Source organism: Sphingomonas benefaciens, assembly GCF_052907485.1.
In genome coordinates this window covers 1,026,108-1,041,900 of sequence record NZ_JBREIC010000001.1, presented here as the reverse complement: position 1 = coordinate 1,041,900, position 15,793 = coordinate 1,026,108, and the positions used below count along the sequence as shown (strand labels likewise).

Below are 15,793 nucleotides of genomic sequence, written 5' to 3'. Positions count from 1 at the left end.
CGAGTGCATATCATGAAGCTCAATGAACTCCGCGACAACCAGGGTGCCCGCAAGTCCAAGATCCGCGTCGGCCGCGGCATCGGCTCGGGCAAGGGCAAGACCGGCGGCCGCGGCGTCAAGGGTCAGAAGAGCCGCGAGGGCGTCAGCATCGCCGGCTTCGAGGGCGGCCAGATGCCGCTCCACATGCGTCTGCCGAAGCGCGGCTTCAACAACATCTTTGCCAAGGATTATGCGACGGTGAACACCGGCGCGATCCAGAAGGCGATCGATTCGGGCAAGCTGAAGGCCGAGGGCACGATCGACCAGGCGGCGCTGAAGGCGGCCGGTCTGGTGCGTGGCGGCAAGGACGGCGTCCGTCTGCTCGGCAAGGGCGATCTGACCGCCAAGCTGGCGTTCACCGTCGCCGGCGTCTCCGCCTCGGCGCGCGAGATGATCGAGAAGGCCGGCGGCTCGGTCGACGTGCCGACGATCGTCCCGGCGTCGGAGAAGGCTGCCGCCAAGAAGGGCGTGCAGTACAAGGCGCGCCAGGAAAAGAAGGCGTCGTTCAAGGCCTGACCTGCTTCCCGCCGTCGTTCTTTCTGCGTCATGCCGGACGTGTTTCGGCATCCACCCGTCCTCCTCAGCGTCGGTCGCGGCGCATGCGGAACGGTGGACCCCGGAACAAGTCCGGGGTGACGGATGGGAGCGACGGCATGCCTGCCTGCAGGCAAGGACAACGCCGGGCATTAGACAAGGCGCATCAAGCGCCTATATGAGCGGCGGGGGCGGACACACGCTTACCCGCCGTTTCTGTTTCCAGGACACCGACACGCATGGCATCCGCAGCCGACCAGATGGCGCAAAGCATCAGCCTGGCGAAGTTCGCCCAGGCCACCGACCTCAAGAAGCGGCTTTGGTTTACGATCGGCGCGCTGATCGTCTTCCGCCTGCTCAGCTACGTGCCGCTGCCGGGTATCGACCCGACGGTGCTCGGCCAGCTGTCGCAGCGGACCAGCGGCGGTGTGCTCGACTTCTTCAACACCTTCTCGGGCGGCGCGCTGACCCGCATGTCGCTGATCGCGCTGGGCGTGATGCCGTACATCACCGCCTCGATCGTCGTGCAGCTCGCGACCTCGCTGTCGCCGCAGCTCGCCGCGATCAAGAAGGAAGGCGAATCGGGGCGCAAGAAGCTCAACCAATATACCCGCTACGGCACGGTCGCGCTGACCGCAGTGCAGGGCTATTTCATCGCCGTCGGCCTGGAGGCGTTCGGCGCCAGCCAGGGCGTGCAGGCGGTGATCGAGCCGGGCATGACCTTCCGCATCGCGGCGGTCATCTCGCTGATCGGCGGCACCATGTTCCTGATGTGGCTGGGCGAGCAGATCACCAGCCGCGGCATTGGCAACGGCACCAGCCTGATCATCATGGCCGGCATCGTCGCCCATCTGCCGACCACATTGGTCAATTTGCTCGAGGGCGGGCGGTCGGGGTCGATCGATGCGGTGCGCCTGATCGGCATCATCGCCGCGGTCGTCTTCCTGGTCCTGTTCATCTGCTTCATGGAGCGGGCGCAGCGCCGCATCCTGATCCAATATCCCAAGCGCCAGACGCAACGCGGCATGCAGGCGGATCGCAGCCATCTGCCGCTGAAGCTCAACACCGCGGGCGTGATCCCGCCGATCTTCGCCTCGTCGCTGCTGCTGATGCCGCTGACGATCAGCCAGTTCGCCGGCCAGCACGTCGCGGGCGAGAGCAAATGGGGTGACTTCATCATCACCCTCAACCAGTATCTGCAGCACGGCAGCCCGGTGTACATGGCGCTCTACGCCGCGGGCATCATCTTCTTCTCGTTCTTCTACACCGCCGTCGTCTTCAATCCGGAAGAGACTGCGGACAATCTGAAGCGCTACGGCGGCTTCATCCCCGGCATCCGGCCGGGCAAGAACACCGAGACCTATTTCGATTATGTCCTGACGCGCATCACCGTGATCGGTGCCGCCTATCTGGTCATCATCTGCCTCCTCCCCGAATATCTCGTTTCGGCCTTGTCGATTCCCTTCTATCTCGGCGGCACCAGCCTGCTCATCGTCGTCAACGTGACGATGGACACGGTGACGCAGATCCAGAGCCACCTGCTCGCCCACCAATATGGCGACCTGATCAAGAAGGCGAAGCTGAAGGGCGGACGCCTGCGCTGAGCGGGTCATCGACGGAAAAGGGGATCAACGCGTGAACATCATCCTTCTCGGGCCGCCGGGGGCGGGCAAGGGCACCCAGGCGCAGCGGCTGATGACGACCCGCGGCATGGTGCAGCTGTCGACCGGCGACATGCTGCGCGCCGCGGTCAAGGCGGGCTCGCCGGTCGGCCAGCAGGCGAAGGCGGTGATGGACGCCGGTCAGCTCGTCTCCGACGCGATCGTCTCCGCACTGATCGGCGAGCGGCTCGATCAGGGCATCGGTGGCGGCGCGATCTTCGACGGCTATCCGCGGACCGCGGCGCAGGCGGCGTCGCTCGACGGCCTCCTCGACGAGCGCGACCAGACGCTCGACTTCGTCATCGAACTGGAGGTCGACGAGGCGGCCCTGATCGAACGCGTCGAGGGGCGCTACACCTGCGCGGTGTGCGGCACCGGCTATCACGACCGGTTCAAGCTGCCCAAGGTGGCGGGCGTCTGCGACGTCTGCGGATCGACCGAATTCAAGCGCCGGCCGGACGACAATGCCGAAACCGTGCGCACGCGCATGGCCGAATATCGCGCCAAGACCGCGCCGATCCTGCCGATCTACGAAAGCCGCGGGTTGGTCCATCGCGTCAACGGCATGGCCGACATCGACCATGTCGCGCAGGCGATCGACACGATCCTCGACGGTCGCGGCTGAGCCCGCGACCGCTTCCGGCACGCGCCGGCGGGGCCGGTCGCGGCCCGGCTGTGACGCGAACATGACACCTTTTTCATATTGATTTCATCGCGATGGCAGGCAGTTCCGACTAGAGGTCGCAACTAGGCCGTTCCGGCCGACGCAGTTTCGACAGGATCGGTGCCCGACACTCCCGGGGGTGCCGTGGGGGGCCGGCGGAGAGTTGCTTTCCGCCGGCCTTTCCCGTCATAGGTTGCGGCACGAGGGGAAGGACGCGTGACCCGGAAGATCCTGATCGTCGAAGATGACAGCTCGACCTCCGCTTATCTGGCCAAGGGACTGTCGGAAGCCGGCTATACCGTCGAGACGGCGCACGATGGCCGCGACGGGCTGTTCCTGGCGAGCGAAGGCATCTTCGACCTGGTCATCGCCGACCGCATGCTGCCGGGCATCGACGGACTGTCGATGGTGAGCGCGATCCGCGCCGCCGGCATCGCGACGCCGGTGCTGGTTCTGTCCGCGCTCGCCGCCGTCGACGACCGGGTCGATGGGCTCAAGGCCGGCGCGGACGACTATCTCTGCAAGCCCTTCTCCTTCGCCGAACTGTCGGCGCGGATCGAAGCGCTGGTCCGCCGCACCGATCGCGCCGCAGCCGAACCGACGCGCACGCGGCTGGCGGTCGGCGACCTCGAGATCGACCTGCTCGCCCGGCATGTCACACGGGCGGGCCGCACGATCCCGCTCGGCGCGCGCGAATTCAACCTGCTCGAATTCCTCGCTCGCCACGCCGGACAGGTGGTGACGCGGACGATGATGCTGGAGAAGATCTGGAACTACCATTTCGATCCCGGCTCCAACGTCGTCGACGTGCATATCGGCCGGCTGCGTCGCAAGCTGGAGGACGGCTTCGGTTCGCCGATCCTCCATACCGTGCGCGGTGCTGGCTACCGGCTGGCGGCGGACTGATCGTCCGGCCGGATGATCGTCGCTGCGCGCCGGTCGGTTGCATGACGGGCCCGGCGCCGACGTCGCGCGGGTTTCGGCCATGACCCTTGGCCATGGCATGCGCCTGTCGGTCACCGCGCGCATCGCCCTGCTGTCGATCGCGCTGGCGGTTGTCTCCAATCTCGTCCTCGTCGGCTTCGTCTGGAAGCAAACGCACGATGCCGCGATCGGCACGGTGCGCCGCGAGACGATCGAGAAGTCCGATGCGATGCGCGCGCTCTACCGCACCGGCGGCATGGACGCGGTGCGCGAGGCGATCGGCGACGGTCGCGCCCCCGGCGACACCTCGCTGCTGCTCGCGGTCTTCGACGCCCGCTCGCGGCGCGTGTTCGGTTACGGCCCGGCCCGGCTTCCCGTTCCCCTGACGGCCGCCACCTTCCGGGTCGCCGATCTCGACGGTTCGGACGCGACCAGCGACGTCGGCTATGCGCTGCACCGGATCGGTGATGACTGGCTGATCGTCGGACGCAGCCTCGATCTCGTGCAGGCGGAGCAGCATGCGATCGAGCGGGCGCTGGCGGTCGCCATCCTGCTGTCGCTGCTGCTCGGCATCGGTGCGGGTCTCGTCCTGGCGCAATATGTCGGCAGGCGGCTCGGCCGGATCGCGGCGGTGATCGAGGCAGCGGGGGAGGGCGACCTGTCGCGCCGCGTGCCGGTGGGCGGCGGCCATGGCGATGGTTTCGACCGGCTGGCCGAACAGCTCAACCGCATGCTTCAGAAGCTGGAGCGCGTCATGGTCGAGCTGCGCGTCGTCACCGACAGCATGGCACACGATTTGCGGTCGCCGCTCGCCCGATTGCGCACCAAGACGGAACAGGCGGTGTTGATCGCCGATCCGGCGCAACGCGAGGCGGCGCTCGGCGGCTTGCTGGTCGAGACCGATCTGGTGATGCGGATGCTGACCATGGTCATCGAGATCAGCCGGTCCGAATCGGTGTCGCGTGATCGCTTCACCCTGGTCGAGCCGCTCGAGCTGATCGAGGAGATCGCCGACCTGTACGGCCCGGTCGCCGAGGAGGCCGGCTGGGCGTTCACCGTGACGATCGACGCCGAGCCGCCGGCGATGCCGTTGCACCGCGAATTGCTCAGCCAGGCGATCACCAATCTGATCGACAATGCCTTGAAGCATGCGGCCGCGGGACGGCAATTGGTGCTGCGCCTGAGCGGCGATGCGACGCAGATCGTCATCCAGGTCGAGGATCGCGGCAATGGCATCGCCGAGCAGGATCGCGCCCAGGCGCTGAAGCGGTTCGGGCGGCTGGATGCGGCGCGGACGACTCCGGGCGCCGGATTGGGCATGGCGCTGATCGAGGCGGTGGCGCGATTGCACAACGGCCGGTTCGAGCTCGCCGACAATGCCCCAGGGCTGATCGCACGCATCGTGCTGCCACGCTGACCCGGCGTCGCCGGATTTGGTCGCGCTTTCCGGGCGATTGGCAGTTAACCGTTTGTCAGGGCGCCGCGATTAGGCTTTTGGCGACAGTGCGGCCGGGGGGCCGCGGGGGCTTTGGACCGTTAGCGGGAAGAAGGGGCATTATGCTCGGCGCGATCGTTTTCACTTATGGGATGCTGACCAGTTTCGTGTTGCAGGGGGCGTCGCGCAACCGCCGGCTGCAACGGGCCAATCCCCCGATGCTCGAATATATCGGCTATGTGCTGTGCGGCCTGTCGGCCGGCCTGTCGGCGATGCTGCTGCTGATGGCGTTGACCGCACCCGGCACGATCGTCCTGCAATGATCGGGCGCGACCGTCGGCGCCGCTGAGCGGCGGGCGGCTGCGCATTCCGATTCACGCCACGCGCGTTGCGTAACAGCGTCAGTGCAACGTGACATTCGCGCTGCCTGTAGGCGACTTAGGGCGTGGCGGCGCGGTCTTGCGCCCATAATACCGGACGGCCTTGGGCGCAGCGCTCAGGCGGCGCGACGGGTTTCCAGCGCGGCATCGATCCGCGCGATCAGTTCGACCAAATCGGGTGCGCGCCACGGACCGGTCTGCGCCGGCAGCGGCGACTGCATCTTGGTGGCAATACGACGGCTGGCGACAAGCGAGTCGGACATGCGGCTTCTCATGCAATGAACGAGCGTGTTCTGCCGTCACCCGCCTAAAGAATGGTTAATGCGGCAGAATGGGGCCCGTCCCGGCATCATCGGCGGCTGCGGTCCTTGCCGTCGCGGGCTAGGGGCGCCACGTCGGGCGTCATGGATCCGCTGTCGCTCTTCGGCCTGTTCGCCATTCTCTTCATGCTGCTCTGTTATCTGATGGAGGCGCGTTCGCCTTGGTGGACGCTGGGCTTCGCCTTCGGATGCTTGCTCAGTTCCTGCTACGGCTTCCTGCAAGGCGCTTGGCCGTTCGGCGCGGTGGAACTCTTATGGACTGCGGTCGCGTTACGTCGCTGGTGGCAGGCGCTTACGAAGCTGCGCGCAGCGGAACCGATCGCTTGACACGACGTTTGCGCGCGCCTACCTGCCTGTCCTTCCGAAACACCGGTCCCGGCGGCGCTGTCTGGCGCGCGCCGCGCGCGTGCGTATCAGGGTCGGTGGCGGTTCGGATGTAATGCGACGAGATGGGGGCCGTGCGGCCATGCCGGCCCCTGTGGAGCAAGGAGAAACGTTTCATGGCACGTATCGCGGGTGTCAATCTCCCGACCAACAAGCGCGTGGTGATCGCGCTGACCTATATCCACGGCATCGGCCCGGCTAAGGCGAAGGAAATCACCGGCAAGCTGAACATCGCCGCGGAGCGTCGCGTGCAGGACCTGAGCGATCAGGAAGTGCTGCAGATCCGTGAGACGATCGACGCCGACCACACGGTCGAGGGTGACCTTCGTCGCGAGACCGCGATGAACATCAAGCGCCTGATGGACCTGGCCTGCTACCGCGGCCTGCGTCACCGTAAGGGCCTGCCGGTCCGCGGCCAGCGCACGCACACCAACGCGCGCACCCGCAAGGGCAAGGCGAAGCCGATCGCGGGCAAGAAGAAGTAAGCGCGGGGCGCTTACTTCTCCGCCGGAGGCAGGCTGGAGGCTGACAGCCGCCGCGGCTTCCGCATCAGAGATTCAGGTCAGGATTACCAACAATGGCACGTGAACCGCAGCGCATTCGCCGTCGCGAGCGCAAGAACATCACCGCCGGCGTCGCGCACGTGAACGCCAGCTTCAACAACACCATGATCACCATCACCGACGCGCAGGGCAATGCCATCTCGTGGTCGTCCGCCGGCATGATGGGCTTCAAGGGCAGCCGTAAGTCGACTCCTTATGCAGCGCAGGTCGCCGCCGAGGACGCCGGCAAGAAGGCCGCCGAACACGGCGTCCGCACCCTCGAAGTCGAGGTCAAGGGCCCGGGTTCGGGCCGCGAGTCGGCGCTGCGCGCGCTGCAGGCGGTCGGTTTCCAGATCACCTCGATCCGCGACGTGACGTCGATCCCGCACAATGGCGTGCGCCCGTCGAAGCGTCGCCGCGTCTAATCAGGCGCTCCACGCGCCGGCTGACGAGTCGGCGCGTCTCTTTCCCGGCTGGAACCGCCCCCGTTCCGGCCCCAAATTAGGGGACACACGTGTCTGTCAACGCAAAGAACTGGCAGGAACTGAAGAAGCCCAACGGCCTTGAGAAGAAGGGCGGCGATGGCAAGCGCAAGGCGACCTTCATCGCCGAGCCGCTGGAGCGTGGCTTCGGCCTGACGCTCGGTAACGCGCTGCGTCGTGTGCTGCTGTCGTCGCTGCAAGGTGCGGCGGTGACCTCGATCAAGATCGAGAACGTGCTGCACGAGTTCAGCAGCCTGGCCGGCGTGCGCGAGGACGTCACGGACATCGTCCTCAACGTCAAGCAGATCGCGCTGAAGATGCAGGGCGAAGGCCCGAAGCGTCTGCAGCTGTCGGCGACCGGTCCGGCCGAGGTCAAGGCCGGCGACATCGCAGTGTCGGGCGACATCGAGGTGATGAATCCCGAGTTGGTCATCTGCCACCTCGACGAAGGCGCGACGTTCAACATGGAACTGACCGCCGACATCGGTAAGGGCTATGTCCCGGCGACCGCCAACCGTCCGGCCGACGCGCCGATCGGCCTGATCCCGGTCGACGCGCTCTACTCGCCGGTGCGCCAGGTGTCGTACAAGGTCGACCCGACCCGCGTCGGTCAGGACCTCGACTATGACAAGCTGACGCTGACCATCGAGACCGACGGCACGGTGACCCCGGACGATGCGGTGGCCTATGCCGCGCGTATCCTGCAGGACCAGCTGGCGCTGTTCGTTCACTTCGACGATTCGGCGATCACCCGTTCGTCGGCGCCGATCGGCCAGGCCGCTGTGCCGGCTACCGGTGGCGAGGTCGCGGGCGACACGCAGCAGATCAACCGTTACCTGCTCAAGAAGGTCGACGAGCTGGAACTGTCGGTGCGTTCGGCGAACTGCCTGAAGAACGACAACATCATCTATATCGGCGATCTGGTCGGCAAGACCGAGGCCGAGATGCTGCGGACCCCGAACTTCGGTCGCAAGTCGCTGAACGAGATCAAGGAAGTGCTCTCGTCCATGGGCCTGCGCCTCGGCATGGAAATCCCGGGCTGGCCGCCCGAGAACATCGAGGAAATGGCCAAGAAGCTCGAGCAGGAGATCATGGGCTGAGCCGCGCGGAGATAGCGAAAGCTATCTCCGAGACGGCGTCAGCCCGGCCGACGGATCGGGAAGCGACGCAGTCGCGACCCGATCCCGATCGACGTGCTCGGTGCGGCTCCGCCGCACCGCCACCCGGCGGCCAGGGAAGCATGCGATGCGTGCGACCTTTGAGACTTTTCAGACGGGGTGAACGGCGGTCCCCGGGTCGTAAACCGCCAGCTCTGGGGTTCCGTGACACGGCCCCTTAACGAACGAAGGAAGTGAATCATGCGTCATCGCGTCGGCGGCCGTAAGCTGCAGCGTACCTCGGCCCATCGTCTGGCCCTGTTCCGCAACATGTCGGCCGCGCTCATCAAGCACGAGCATATCACCACCACTGTCGCCAAGGCGAAGGAACTGCGTCCCTACGTCGAGAAGCTGATCACGCTGGCGAAGAAGGGTGGCCTGTCCAACCGTCGTCTCGCCCATGCGCGCCTGCTCGACAATGCGCAGCTGGTGAAGCTGTTCGACGTCCTGGCGTCGCGCTACGCCGACCGCAACGGCGGTTACACCCGCATCATCAAGGCCGGCATCCGCGCCTCGGACGCCTCGCCGATGGCGATCATCGAGTTCGTCGACCGCGACGTGTCGGCCAAGGGCCAGGATTCGGGCCCGGTGATGACCGACGAGGAGTTCGACGAAGCCGCCTGATCGGTATCGTCGCCGGTTCCGGCAATACAGGGGCGCGTCGGCAACGGCGCGCCCTTCGTGCGTTCAGCATCAGGTCAACTATGGACTGATAGGGCTCCTCCCGGTGATCGAGCCGATCGCCCGATCCGGGGGGACGATGCGACATACACTGGTATTGGGTCTGATTGCGCGGGCGGTCTCGGGCTGTACCGAACGCTATCAGCCGCAACGCACCGCCGTATCGACGCCCACCGCGGAATGGCTGAAGTTCAACCGGGAACAGGCGCGGCGGCGCGACCAAGCGATCGCCGCTTATGCCGGTGGCGCGACGATCCTCGGCGTTCGTCCGTCCGGCGCGCCCCGATTGGGGCCCGATGATCTGCATCGCCACGGCGACCGGTTCCGCAATCTCGGCCGGACCGATGCGAGCATCGTTGCGTTGGATCCTTCCCGGCCGGCACAAGTCGACGCTAGCCCACCAGCGACGGTGCCGTTGGTGTTGAAACTTCCGCCGGGCATGGAGTGAGGGCAGGCGGTGGAGACCTTCCGGTCGGGCTTGGCCTCGTCTGGCTGCACCGCTAAGGCCGGCGCCATGCAGCACAGCGACAGCATCCTCATCATCGACTTCGGCAGTCAGGTCACCCAGCTCATCGCGCGGCGAGTGCGTGAGGCGGGCGTCTATTCGGAGATCGCACCTTTCCAGTCGGCGGAGGAGGCGTTCGACCGGATCAAGCCGGCCGGGATCATCCTGTCCGGCGGCCCTGCCTCCGTCACCGCGGAGAACAGCCCGCGCGCGCCGCAGCGCTTCTTCGAGGCGGGGGTGCCGATCCTCGGCATCTGCTACGGACAGCAGTTGATGAGCGCGCAGCTCGGCGGCAATGTCGTCGTCTCGGGCGACGGCGGCGAATTCGGCAAGGCGTTCGTCGACATCAAGTCGGAATGCGCGCTGTTCGACGGGCTCTGGGCGAGCGGCGAGCGCCATCAGGTGTGGATGAGCCACGGCGACAAGGTCGACTCGCTCGCTCCCGGTTTCGTCCCCGTCGCGACCTCCGAAGGCGCACCCTATGCGATCGTCGCTGACGAGGCGCGCCGCTTCTATGGCGTGCAATTCCATCCGGAAGTCGTCCACACGCCGGACGGCGGCAAGCTGATCGCCAATTTCGCGCGTCACGTTTGCGGACTGGCGGGCGACTGGACGATGGCGGAATTCCGCGAGGCGAAGATCGCTGACATCCGCGCCCAGGTCGGCAGCGGCAAGGTGATCTGCGGCCTGTCCGGCGGGGTCGACTCGGCGGTCGCGGCGCTGCTGATCCACGAGGCGATCGGCGACCAGCTGACCTGCGTCTTTGTCGACGGCGGCATCCTGCGCGCGGGCGAGGCCGAGCAGGTCGTCGGCCTGTTCCGCGGCCACTACAATATCCCGCTCGTCCACGTCGAGGCGCAGGACCTGTTCATGGACGGCCTCGCCGGCGTCACCGACCCGGAGGCGAAGCGCAAGTTCATCGGCAAGACCTTCATCGACGTGTTCGAGGCGGAGGCGAAGAAGATTGGCGGGGCAGAGTTCCTCGCCCAAGGCACGCTCTATCCCGACGTGATCGAGAGCGTCAGCTTCACCGGCGGCCCGTCGGTGACGATCAAGAGCCATCACAATGTCGGCGGCCTGCCCGAGCGGATGAACATGAAGCTCGTCGAGCCGCTGCGCGAGCTGTTCAAGGACGAAGTCCGCGTCCTCGGTCGCGAGCTGGGCCTGCCGGAGATCTTCGTCGGTCGCCATCCCTTCCCCGGACCCGGCCTCGCCATCCGCATTCCCGGCGAGGTAACCCGCGAGCGCTGCGACATCCTCCGCAAGGCGGATGCCATCTACCTCGAGGAGATCCGCAACGCCGGCCTGTACGATGCGATCTGGCAGGCCTTCGCGGTGCTGCTGCCGGTGCGCACCGTGGGGGTGATGGGCGACGGCCGCACCTATGATTCGGTGCTGGCCCTGCGCGCCGTCACGTCCACCGATGGCATGACGGCAGAGGTATTCGACTTCCCCGGAGACTTCCTGCCCCGAGTCGCGACTCGCATCGTCAACGAGGTGAAGGGCGTCAACCGGGTGGTCTACGACTATACCTCCAAGCCGCCTGGCACGATCGAATGGGAATGATGGCCATGACGAACGGTCGATTGGAGGTCTGACCGCGCGGTTTTTAGGTTGATTCGAATGTCGGAGCGATGGCTGCGAGGGCAGGACACGGCACTGACCATGAGTGCTGCCTTCTCGGTTCGCGAGGGTGCGGCACTGGAGAATGCCGCGCCAATTTGGCCAGCGTGAGCCTTGCCTTGCATGGTTGCGACATGCATTTCCGATAGGGCGGGTCGGCAGCAGGGGCGCCGGCATCGGGTGCCATCTCCTGCCGATGCCATGGACGATTGTGTGCCCTGCAATGTTGAAGAACCGACTTGCATTTGCCGCAACCGCCGTACCTCGCCACATGGAGATCATGCTGCATTGCGGCAAAGCATGAAAGACCTCCCCATGTTCAGCTTGATCGCCCTGTTCTTCGAATACCGTCGCCTTGCCACCCAGACGCCTGCCATCACGGCGCCGCGTCCCGTGACGGCTAACGACCGCGCCGCCACGCCGGTTCGCCTCGCTGCCTGATCGCGTCCTCAACGCGGGGTGAGCTGGATCAGCGCCCCGCCGCTGCCGTCGCGTAGCACCCATAAGGTGCCGTTCGGTCCTTCCGCCACGTCGCGGATCCGGTCGCCCAACCCGATCCGGGCGACTTCGGTGGCGGTGTTGCCGCTGACCCGAACACGCACGATGCCCTGCTGCACCAGGCCAGCCAGCAGGAAATCTCCCGTCCAGCCCCCGAACGCACTGCCGCGATACTGGATCATGCCGCCCGGCGCGATCACCGGCGTCCAACTGACCAGCGGCGGTGTATAGGCCGTATTGGTGCTGTGGCGCGGTATCGGCGTGCCGTCGTAATTGTCGCCCTCCGAGACGCGCGGCCAGCCATAATTGCGGCCCGGCTCGATCATGTTGAACTCGTCGCCGCCCGCCGGACCCATCTCGCTTTCGAACAGCCGGCCGTCGCTGGCGAAGACCAGGCCGTAGGGATTGCGGTGGCCGAGCGTCCAGATCTCCGGCCGGGCGTTGGCGGTTGCTGCGTAGGGATTGCCGGCCGCCGCGCTGCCGTCCAGGTTCAGCCGGACGATCTTGCCCAAAGTGCCGGACAAATCCTGTGCCGGCGTACCCTGTTGGCGTTCGCCGCTGGTAACGAAGAGATAGCGGCCGTCGGGCGAAAAGGCGAGGCGCGCGCCGAGCTGCCCGCCGGTGGTCGTCGGCGTCGCGCGCCACACTATCGTCAGGTCATCGAGGCGGTTTGCCGTCAGGTTGAGCGTACCGCGTGCTACGGCCAGTCGCTGACCGCCGGTCGCGGGCTCTGCATAGCTCAGCCACACGCGCCCGTTGCTGGCATAGCCTGGGTCGAGATCGACGTCCTGCAGCCCGAGTTGCCCAGAATAGAAGACATTGGGCACACCGGCGATGGCGGTCTTTGCGCCGCCGGTGGTCACCAGTTGCAGCCGCCCCGGCTTCTCGGTGACCAGCATGCGCCCGTCGGGCAAGACCGCGATCGCCCAGGGATTGTCGAGGCTGGCGACGACGCGCTGGTCGACCGCCGTAACCGCGATTGCCGGCGTGGTGGCGGAGGGCGAGGGACTCGGCGTCGGCGAGACGCTGGGGGTCGGCGATGGTGTCGAACCGATCGCACCGCCGCTATCGTCGCTACCGCATCCGCTCACCGCGAGCGCCGCGAAGAGTGCCATTCCCCATCGGGTCGTCATGGCGCCTTCCTTCCTTCGCTGTGCGGCGATCAACGATCGAACGATGCTGAAGATGCGTGGCGACCAGCGAAGGGACATTGGCGCGCCCGGCTGGATTCGAACCAGCGGCCCCAAGCTTAGAAGGCTCGTGCTCTATCCAACTGAGCTACGGGCGCGCACCAGAGGGGGGACTAGCGCGGATTGTGCGGCAGCGGAACCGGGATATGATGCCAGGCCGATGACCGAGCCAGCCGAACGCCCCGTCGATGCCGCCGCCATGCAAGGGGCGGCGTTCCGCTATTACGATTTCGTCATGGCGGCGTTCGTCGCGCTGCTGCTGCTGTCCAACGTCATCGGTGCGGGCAAGGTCGCCGTAATCCATCTGCCGGGGATCGGCGACTGGCCGTTCGGCGCGGGCATCCTGTTCTTTCCGATCAGCTATGTGATCGGCGACGTGCTGACCGAGGTCTATGGCTATGCCCGTGCGCGGCGGGTGATCTGGGCGGGGTTCGCGGCGGTGGTGTTCATGGCGTTCATGAGCTGGGTGGTGGTGGCGTTGCCGCCGGCGCCGAGCTGGACCAACCAGGCCGCCTATGAGACGATCTTCGGCCAAGTGCCGCGCATCGTGCTGGCCAGCGTGTGCGCCTTTTGGGCGGGGGAGTTCGTCAACTCCTACGTCATGGCGCGGATGAAGGTGTGGAGCGAGGGGCGGCATCTGTGGATGCGCACCATCGGATCGACGGTCGTCGGCGAGGGCGTCGACAGCCTGATCTTCTACCCGCTCGCCTTCCTGGGTGCGACCGGGTGGACGCCCGCGCTGGTCGTCACCGTACTGTTCACGCAATGGGCGCTGAAGGTCTGCTGGGAGGTGCTGCTGACGCCGGTCACCTATGCGGTGGTCGGCTGGCTCAAGCGCGCGGAGGGCGTCGACGTGTTCGATCGGGCCACCGACTTCTCGCCGTTCCGGACCCGGCTCTAGCCAGCGCGGTCAGGCGCCGACCGTCTCCAGCACACCCTCGAACAGACGACGGCCATCGGTGCCGCCGTGCGCCGTCTCGATCCGGCGTTCCGGGTGCGGCATCATGCCGAGCACGTTGCCGGCGGCGTTGACGATGCCGGCGATGTTGCGCGCCGAGCCATTGACCGCCTCGCCGTAGCGGAAGGCGATGCGGCCTTCGCCCTCGAGCCGGTCGAGCGTATCGGCATCGGCGAAGTAATTGCCGTCGTGGTGCGCGACCGGCACCGAGAGCGTCTCGCCCGCGTCATAGCGGCTGGTGAAGGCGGTCTGCGCATTCTCGACGGTCAGCGCGACGTCGCGGCAGACGAAGTTGAGGCCGGCGTTGCGCATCAGCGCGCCGGGGAGCAGCCCCGCCTCGGTCAGCACCTGGAAGCCATTGCACACGCCGAACACGGGCAGGCCGCGGCCCGCCTGTTCGACCACCGCGCACATGATCGGCGAGCGGGCGGCGATCGCGCCGGAACGGAGATAGTCGCCGTAGGAGAAGCCGCCGGGCACCGCGACGAAGCCAATGCCGTCCGGCAGTTCGGTTTCGGCATGCCAGACCATCGCCGGCTTGACGCCGGTCACCGCCTCCAGCGCGACGGCGAGGTCGCGGTCGCAGTTCGATCCCGGAAAGACGATGACGGCGGTCTTCATCTCAAACGCGCTCCACCCGGTAGTTTTCGATCACGGTATTGGCGAGCAATTGGCGGCACATGCCGTCGATCGCCGCATCGTCGGTCGAGTCGGCGACCTCCAGCTCGAACATCTTGCCGGCGCGGACGTCCTCGACGCCCTGGAAGCCGAGGCTGCCCAGTGCGTGGTGGATCGCACGGCCTTGGGGGTCGAGCACGCCGGGCTTGAGCGTCACGAAGATACGCAGCTTCATCGGTGACTTCTCCCTGCCTTACTTGCCACGCCGCTTGCGATGGCTGTCGAGGTCGAGCACCGCATTGTCCTCGCCCTCGGGCATCAGGCCGAGCCGGCGGGCGACCTCCTGATAGGCCTCCGCCTCGCCGCCCAGGTCGCGGCGGAAACGATCCTTGTCGAGCTTCTCGCCGCTGGTCATGTCCCACAGGCGGCAGCCGTCGGGGCTGATCTCGTCCGCCAGGATGATCCGGCCATAGTCATTGTCCCAGATCCGGCCGAATTCAAGTTTGAAGTCGACCAGGCGGATGCCGATGCCGGCGAACAGGCCGGTGAGAAAGTCGTTCACGCGGATCGCGAGGTCGGCGATGTCGTGCATCTCCTCCTGGCTTGCCCAGCCGAAGGCCGCGATATGCTCGTCGGTGATCATCGGATCGCCGAGCGCGTCGTCCTTGTAATAATATTCGATGATCGTGCGCGGCAGCTTGGTGCCTTCCTCGATCCCGAGGCGCTTCGACAGCGAGCCGGCGGCGACGTTGCGCACGACGACCTCGATCGGCACGATCTCGACCTGGCGGATCAGCTGTTCGCGCATGTTGAGGCGGCGGATGAAATGCGTCGGTACGCCGATCGCGTCGAGCAGGGTGAAGACATGCTCGCTGATCCGGTTGTTGAGCACGCCCTTGCCGTTGATCGTGCCCTTCTTCTGGGCGTTGAACGCGGTGGCGTCGTCCTTGAAATATTGGATCAGGGTGCCCGGCTCCGGGCCCTCGTAGAGGATCTTGGCCTTGCCCTCGTAGATCTGGCGGCGGCGAGCCATGTGCGCAGTCCCCTGGAAACGGTGCGCCCCGGCGACGCCCTTGACGTGGCCGGGGCAGGATCGAGGCGCCTATAGGGGAAGGGGGGCGGGGGTGCAATCTTCCCGCTCGGCGCGGAAAGTCTCAAAAGTCTCACCCAAAGGGGCGCGCGATGCCCGCAGTTCGCT

The 15,793-nt window shown here is 66.4% G+C and carries 20 protein-coding genes and 1 tRNA gene; 15 read left to right on the top strand and 6 right to left on the bottom strand.

The features are described from left to right. Positions 1 to 12: 12 nt before the first annotated feature. The 6 genes from rplO to ACU5AX_RS05065 all read left to right on the top strand — a co-directional run bounded on the left by rplO (position 13) and on the right by ACU5AX_RS05065 (position 5,580). On the top strand, positions 13 to 555 hold the full coding sequence (gene rplO, locus ACU5AX_RS05090; protein ID WP_198352448.1) for a 50S ribosomal protein L15: 543 nt from the start codon (positions 13 to 15) through the stop codon (positions 553 to 555). A gap of 257 nt (positions 556 to 812) precedes the next feature. Next, positions 813 to 2,177 (top strand): preprotein translocase subunit SecY, encoded by a 1,365-nt coding sequence (gene secY / locus ACU5AX_RS05085; protein WP_446689916.1) that lies wholly within the window; start codon positions 813 to 815, stop codon positions 2,175 to 2,177. A gap of 31 nt (positions 2,178 to 2,208) precedes the next feature. Beyond that, on the top strand, positions 2,209 to 2,859 hold the full coding sequence (locus ACU5AX_RS05080) for an adenylate kinase (RefSeq protein ID WP_446689915.1): 651 nt from the start codon (positions 2,209 to 2,211) through the stop codon (positions 2,857 to 2,859). Between the two features lie 255 nt (positions 2,860 to 3,114). Then, entirely contained in the window at positions 3,115 to 3,804 is a 690-nt protein-coding gene (locus ACU5AX_RS05075; RefSeq protein ID WP_198352451.1) for a response regulator transcription factor, read from the top strand. Positions 3,805 to 3,883: 79 nt separating this feature from the next. Continuing rightward, on the top strand, positions 3,884 to 5,239 hold the full coding sequence (locus tag ACU5AX_RS05070; protein ID WP_446689914.1) for a sensor histidine kinase: 1,356 nt from the start codon (positions 3,884 to 3,886) through the stop codon (positions 5,237 to 5,239). A 140-nt stretch (positions 5,240 to 5,379) separates the two neighbouring features. Beyond that, positions 5,380 to 5,580, top strand: coding sequence for a hypothetical protein (locus ACU5AX_RS05065; protein ID WP_198352452.1), 201 nt, complete (start codon positions 5,380 to 5,382; stop codon positions 5,578 to 5,580). Between the two features lie 173 nt (positions 5,581 to 5,753). Here ACU5AX_RS05065 and ACU5AX_RS05060 read toward each other — a convergent pair whose 3' ends face one another. Continuing rightward, a complete protein-coding gene (locus ACU5AX_RS05060; protein ID WP_198352453.1) occupies positions 5,754 to 5,900 on the bottom strand; it encodes a hypothetical protein in 147 nt (48 codons plus the stop codon). 141 nt (positions 5,901 to 6,041) lie between these two features. On the opposite strand from ACU5AX_RS05060, the gene ACU5AX_RS05055 reads away from it, so the two are divergent. The 8 genes from ACU5AX_RS05055 (at position 6,042) to ACU5AX_RS05020 (ending at position 11,772) form a co-directional block, all read left to right on the top strand. Then, positions 6,042 to 6,284, top strand: coding sequence for a hypothetical protein (locus ACU5AX_RS05055; RefSeq protein WP_446689913.1), 243 nt, complete (start codon positions 6,042 to 6,044; stop codon positions 6,282 to 6,284). A gap of 173 nt (positions 6,285 to 6,457) precedes the next feature. After that, positions 6,458 to 6,826 carry a 30S ribosomal protein S13 gene (gene rpsM, locus ACU5AX_RS05050; RefSeq protein WP_198352455.1) on the top strand — a complete coding sequence of 123 codons (369 nt, stop codon included), beginning with the start codon at positions 6,458 to 6,460 and terminating at the stop codon, positions 6,824 to 6,826. Between the two features lie 92 nt (positions 6,827 to 6,918). Further along, positions 6,919 to 7,308, top strand: a complete 390-nt coding sequence (gene rpsK, locus ACU5AX_RS05045; protein WP_007405180.1) for a 30S ribosomal protein S11 — start codon at positions 6,919 to 6,921, stop codon at positions 7,306 to 7,308. Positions 7,309 to 7,397: 89 nt separating this feature from the next. Then, the gene (locus tag ACU5AX_RS05040; RefSeq protein ID WP_198352456.1) at positions 7,398 to 8,465 is read left to right on the top strand and encodes a DNA-directed RNA polymerase subunit alpha; all 1,068 of its coding nucleotides are present in this window, start codon (positions 7,398 to 7,400) and stop codon (positions 8,463 to 8,465) included. 258 nt (positions 8,466 to 8,723) lie between these two features. Next, positions 8,724 to 9,146, top strand: a complete 423-nt coding sequence (gene rplQ, locus ACU5AX_RS05035; protein ID WP_446689912.1) for a 50S ribosomal protein L17 — start codon at positions 8,724 to 8,726, stop codon at positions 9,144 to 9,146. A 136-nt stretch (positions 9,147 to 9,282) separates the two neighbouring features. Continuing rightward, complete coding sequence (locus ACU5AX_RS05030; RefSeq protein WP_446689911.1) at positions 9,283 to 9,651, top strand: hypothetical protein; 369 nt, start codon at positions 9,283 to 9,285, stop codon at positions 9,649 to 9,651. A 66-nt stretch (positions 9,652 to 9,717) separates the two neighbouring features. Continuing rightward, positions 9,718 to 11,274 (top strand): glutamine-hydrolyzing GMP synthase, encoded by a 1,557-nt coding sequence (gene guaA / locus ACU5AX_RS05025; protein WP_446689910.1) that lies wholly within the window; start codon positions 9,718 to 9,720, stop codon positions 11,272 to 11,274. A gap of 372 nt (positions 11,275 to 11,646) precedes the next feature. Continuing rightward, positions 11,647 to 11,772, top strand: coding sequence for a hypothetical protein (locus ACU5AX_RS05020; RefSeq protein ID WP_446689909.1), 126 nt, complete (start codon positions 11,647 to 11,649; stop codon positions 11,770 to 11,772). An 8-nt stretch (positions 11,773 to 11,780) separates the two neighbouring features. Here the strand turns inward: ACU5AX_RS05020 and ACU5AX_RS05015 are convergent, their stop codons facing one another. Together ACU5AX_RS05015 and ACU5AX_RS05010 are read right to left on the bottom strand one after the other, a co-directional pair. Beyond that, on the bottom strand, positions 11,781 to 12,962 hold the full coding sequence (locus tag ACU5AX_RS05015; RefSeq protein WP_446689908.1) for a PQQ-dependent sugar dehydrogenase: 1,182 nt from the start codon (positions 12,960 to 12,962) through the stop codon (positions 11,781 to 11,783). Positions 12,963 to 13,040: 78 nt separating this feature from the next. Then, a tRNA-Arg gene (locus ACU5AX_RS05010) sits at positions 13,041 to 13,117 on the bottom strand. A gap of 62 nt (positions 13,118 to 13,179) precedes the next feature. On the opposite strand from ACU5AX_RS05010, the gene ACU5AX_RS05005 reads away from it, so the two are divergent. Then, positions 13,180 to 13,920, top strand: coding sequence for a queuosine precursor transporter (locus ACU5AX_RS05005; RefSeq protein ID WP_446689907.1), 741 nt, complete (start codon positions 13,180 to 13,182; stop codon positions 13,918 to 13,920). Positions 13,921 to 13,929: 9 nt separating this feature from the next. On the opposite strand, the gene purQ is transcribed toward ACU5AX_RS05005, so the two are convergent. From purQ to purC, 3 genes are read right to left on the bottom strand one after another with little or no spacing between them, the layout of a single operon-like run. Further along, positions 13,930 to 14,598, bottom strand: coding sequence for a phosphoribosylformylglycinamidine synthase subunit PurQ (gene purQ, locus ACU5AX_RS05000; protein WP_446689906.1), 669 nt, complete (start codon positions 14,596 to 14,598; stop codon positions 13,930 to 13,932). A 1-nt stretch (position 14,599) separates the two neighbouring features. Then, positions 14,600 to 14,830 carry a phosphoribosylformylglycinamidine synthase subunit PurS gene (gene purS / locus ACU5AX_RS04995; RefSeq protein ID WP_198352463.1) on the bottom strand — a complete coding sequence of 77 codons (231 nt, stop codon included), beginning with the start codon at positions 14,828 to 14,830 and terminating at the stop codon, positions 14,600 to 14,602. Between the two features lie 18 nt (positions 14,831 to 14,848). Then, the gene (gene purC, locus ACU5AX_RS04990; RefSeq protein ID WP_115377279.1) at positions 14,849 to 15,628 is read right to left on the bottom strand and encodes a phosphoribosylaminoimidazolesuccinocarboxamide synthase; all 780 of its coding nucleotides are present in this window, start codon (positions 15,626 to 15,628) and stop codon (positions 14,849 to 14,851) included. Between the last annotated feature and the right edge of the window lie 165 nt (positions 15,629 to 15,793).

Excerpts from the sequence above, each read along its gene's own strand:
- rplO (WP_198352448.1), top strand. The coding sequence starts at position 13 with ATGAAGCTCAATGAACTCCGCGACAACCAGGGTGCCCGCAAGTCCAAG.
- secY (WP_446689916.1), top strand. The coding sequence starts at position 813 with ATGGCATCCGCAGCCGACCAGATGGCGCAAAGCATCAGCCTGGCGAAG.
- ACU5AX_RS05070 (WP_446689914.1), top strand. The coding sequence starts at position 3,884 with ATGACCCTTGGCCATGGCATGCGCCTGTCGGTCACCGCGCGCATCGCC.
- ACU5AX_RS05065 (WP_198352452.1), top strand. The coding sequence starts at position 5,380 with ATGCTCGGCGCGATCGTTTTCACTTATGGGATGCTGACCAGTTTCGTG.
- ACU5AX_RS05060 (WP_198352453.1), bottom strand. The coding sequence starts at position 5,900 with ATGTCCGACTCGCTTGTCGCCAGCCGTCGTATTGCCACCAAGATGCAG.
- ACU5AX_RS05055 (WP_446689913.1), top strand. The coding sequence starts at position 6,042 with ATGGATCCGCTGTCGCTCTTCGGCCTGTTCGCCATTCTCTTCATGCTG.
- rpsM (WP_198352455.1), top strand. The coding sequence starts at position 6,458 with ATGGCACGTATCGCGGGTGTCAATCTCCCGACCAACAAGCGCGTGGTG.
- rpsK (WP_007405180.1), top strand. The coding sequence starts at position 6,919 with ATGGCACGTGAACCGCAGCGCATTCGCCGTCGCGAGCGCAAGAACATC.
- rplQ (WP_446689912.1), top strand. The coding sequence starts at position 8,724 with ATGCGTCATCGCGTCGGCGGCCGTAAGCTGCAGCGTACCTCGGCCCAT.
- ACU5AX_RS05030 (WP_446689911.1), top strand. The coding sequence starts at position 9,283 with ATGCGACATACACTGGTATTGGGTCTGATTGCGCGGGCGGTCTCGGGC.
- guaA (WP_446689910.1), top strand. The coding sequence starts at position 9,718 with ATGCAGCACAGCGACAGCATCCTCATCATCGACTTCGGCAGTCAGGTC.
- ACU5AX_RS05020 (WP_446689909.1), top strand. The coding sequence starts at position 11,647 with ATGTTCAGCTTGATCGCCCTGTTCTTCGAATACCGTCGCCTTGCCACC.
- ACU5AX_RS05015 (WP_446689908.1), bottom strand. The coding sequence starts at position 12,962 with ATGACGACCCGATGGGGAATGGCACTCTTCGCGGCGCTCGCGGTGAGC.
- ACU5AX_RS05005 (WP_446689907.1), top strand. The coding sequence starts at position 13,180 with ATGACCGAGCCAGCCGAACGCCCCGTCGATGCCGCCGCCATGCAAGGG.
- purQ (WP_446689906.1), bottom strand. The coding sequence starts at position 14,598 with ATGAAGACCGCCGTCATCGTCTTTCCGGGATCGAACTGCGACCGCGAC.
- purS (WP_198352463.1), bottom strand. The coding sequence starts at position 14,830 with ATGAAGCTGCGTATCTTCGTGACGCTCAAGCCCGGCGTGCTCGACCCC.
- purC (WP_115377279.1), bottom strand. The coding sequence starts at position 15,628 with ATGGCTCGCCGCCGCCAGATCTACGAGGGCAAGGCCAAGATCCTCTAC.